A 2924-nucleotide genomic window follows, 5' to 3' on the forward strand; every position below is an offset into this window, starting at 1 on the left:
CAGTCCTATCCTATGGTACTCTCGCTGCTTAAAAACTGTCCGAAGTATTGTTTGTGGCAGTCTTCTTATTAATACAGTAATGTTTGGTGGCACTGCTACTTTATGGTGGGGTTGGATTTTCTGGTATGTCGTGCTTGGATTTATATACTGTCCAGTCATGGAAAGTTCTCCCATGCAAGCAACTCTAGGCAAGATGGCAGTAGGAATTATTGTTACAGATTTAAGTGGAAATAAGATTACTTTTGAACAGGCAATAAAAAGGCACAGCAGTAAACTGCTGTCTTACCTGCTTGTATTTATTGGTTTTTTGATGGGTGCATTTACTGAGAAAAGAAGAACTCTCCACGATCGAATATCTGGCTGTTTAGTAATTAGGAAATAATAAAATGACTAGAACAACAGGCTACGCAGGAATTGATAAAAGATTTGTTGCGTCCTTAATAGATGGGATTATTCTTAATATTGTCGGCTTCATAATTGTTGGTCGATCGCCAGCAGAATTAACTACTCCAGATATCAAGCTAGGTATGTATTTGATATTGATAACGCTCGTATCTTGGGTGTACTATGCTGTCCTCGAAAGTTCTTCAATGCAGGGAACTCTTGGGAAAAGAGTTGTAGGTATTATAGTTACCAATCTTCAGGGAAATAAAATTTCCTTTGGCAAAGCCACAGCCAGATATTTCGCTAAGTCAATTTGTGTTTTATTTTGGATATTAGCTGTTTTAGTAGCAGTTATGGCACCAAGTCAAGCCGGAAATGAATCTCCTTACGTCTATGTATTTATAGCCCTAGTTGTCATAGGGTTTGTAGTTTTGATTGTGGGCAGCTTGATGGCAGTATACACGCCAGAAAAGCAAGCTCTTCACGACATTATAGCTAGATGTTACGTTGTTAATGGTCGGGGTCAGTCCAGCTCAATTTCATGGAAACCCATAGTTGTAATGGCAATTGCAGTTTTAGTATCTAAAGGAATTTTTTTACTGGTTCCTGAAACCCAAAACAGCGCAAATACGTCTGCGAATACCTCGACTGAAAGTGTACAAGAACCTGTGACACCTACGCCTTCTCCAACACCTACGCCAACTCCTGAACCTCCTAAAGTAAGTAGCATTTTTGGAGAACTCACTCCAGCTTCATCAGCAGCATATCCTAGTACAAATGGGGTTTGGGAGTTAGAATTTGCTGCAGGCGTGAATCAGCATCAGGCTGTTCTATCCATGAGTGGGGATTCAGGCTTTATGATAGTTAATGCGCCTAATAATCCTCAAGGTGGCAGTTACAAGATTTGGCAAACAATGACACTTAGGCAATCATCTAAAGGGCTAGTGATAGTGGGTGAAAATCCTACTGATGTGGATACTAACAAAGCTAACAATACTTATGTAACTGATAACATTTTGATTCGTGTAGAAGCAGATAAACCCCCTACCTTTCGTAATATTTCAGTAAATCCCGATAATTCGATAGTTGAATCTCCCGTAAATACTAACTTTAAGGGTTATCCCAAGATAGGAATTAGAATGGAACCTTCCTCTTCTCAAAATACAGATGTTATAATTAAAGAAGTTAACAAGGATTCACCAGCAGCTAAAGCAGACCTGCGACCAGGAGATATTATTCGTAGTGTAAATGGAACAAATGTTGGCAATGTTTATGATGTTAAGTCGCAAATTATATCTTCATTGTTGTTCTCTACTATAAAGTTTGAAATTAATCGGGGTGGAAAAAATATTTCAATCGAGGTTTCTCCTGAGTGTTGTGTAACACAGGAGCAATTAAACCAAGAACAATCCCCATCTCCGGCTTCGCCAGCATCCCCGTGAATTTAAGAGCCGATCGCCCTTAATCCCTCCCCATCCATCCACCTTCATCTGCGGTTGCTAAAAAGTGCGATCGCCCTTTACGACAAAAAGTGCGATCGCCCTTGATCCTAAAAGCCCTAGAATAAGTAATAGCTCCTGTACTTTGAGGGTTTTACCAGTGACAACCATCACCATTGAAGTCCCCGACGAGCTCTCTGAGCAACTCGCACTCTTGGGCGAACAACTGCCAGAACTCTTGCGACTGTGCGTCGAGCAGCCAGTATTGCCGTCCCGCACCTACCGCTATATTTTAAACTTTCTTGCCAGCGCGCCCACAGCGGAAGAAATCGCAGCCTTCCGTCCCACTCCTGAAATGCAAGAACGCCTGCGGATATTGGTAGCACGCAGCAAAGCCGGTGAACTCACGAACGCAGAACAACTAGAACTAGATGAATACGATCGGATTGAACATCTAGTAATCATGCTCAAAATGGGCAACCTACCTTATCTCACCCGCCAATCTTGATTTGTGACTTATATTTCTGCCACCCTTCGCCGATATATTGAAGAACGCGCTTCTTACCGCTGCGAGTATTGTCTGTTGGGAATTTCTTTGAGTTTTTTCCCTCACGAAGTTGACCATATAATTGCTGTAAAACACGGAGGTACAACTGATGCGGATAATCTCGCCTTCGCTTGCTGGCGGTGCAACCGATATAAAGGGACAGACCTCGGTTCTTTCGATCCCCAGACTAGCGCTTTTAGTTTCCTGTTCAACCCTCGGACGCAGAACTGGCCCGAACACTTTACCTTGGATGATGATGCCCTGATTATTGGGTTAACTCCAGAAGGGCGCACAACTGTCAATTTGCTACAGCTTAACAGCGATGAGCGACTGGCCGAACGCAGGCGATTCCCTTCGGGATAGCTTCGCTTCACGCTCTCTAGTTCATAATAGGGCGATCGGAATCAGCACAAAGCTTAGCGATTCCCTCGAACCTCAAGAGGAATCGCCAGCAGTTTTCTTACGAATACTTTAACAGTTAGAGCATGGATCGGCACTAAATCTTTTGCAGAACAACAAGACTTTGGCATTAGAGTTATTATAGCTTTCGGAGG

4 protein-coding genes are annotated in these 2924 nt (G+C 42.6%); all 4 read left to right on the forward strand.

Translation table 11 applies throughout. The features are described 5' to 3' along the window. A partial coding sequence (locus QT974_RS33035) for an RDD family protein (RefSeq protein WP_333472588.1) occupies window positions 1-382 on the forward strand: 382 nt, incomplete at its 5' end. A gap of 4 nt (window positions 383-386) precedes the next feature. Next, window positions 387-1826 (forward strand): RDD family protein, encoded by a 1440-nt coding sequence (locus QT974_RS33040; protein ID WP_333472589.1) that lies wholly within the window; start codon window positions 387-389, stop codon window positions 1824-1826. Between the two features lie 157 nt (window positions 1827-1983). Further along, window positions 1984-2331, forward strand: coding sequence for a hypothetical protein (locus QT974_RS33045; protein ID WP_333472590.1), 348 nt, complete (start codon window positions 1984-1986; stop codon window positions 2329-2331). A 3-nt stretch (window positions 2332-2334) separates the two neighbouring features. Then, window positions 2335-2733, forward strand: a complete 399-nt coding sequence (locus tag QT974_RS33050) for an HNH endonuclease (RefSeq protein ID WP_333472591.1) — start codon at window positions 2335-2337, stop codon at window positions 2731-2733. Window positions 2734-2924 lie beyond the last annotated feature (191 nt).

Source organism: Microcoleus sp. BM001215392 (genome assembly GCF_036700185.1).
Taxonomy (GTDB): domain Bacteria; phylum Cyanobacteriota; class Cyanobacteriia; order Cyanobacteriales; family Microcoleaceae; genus Microcoleus.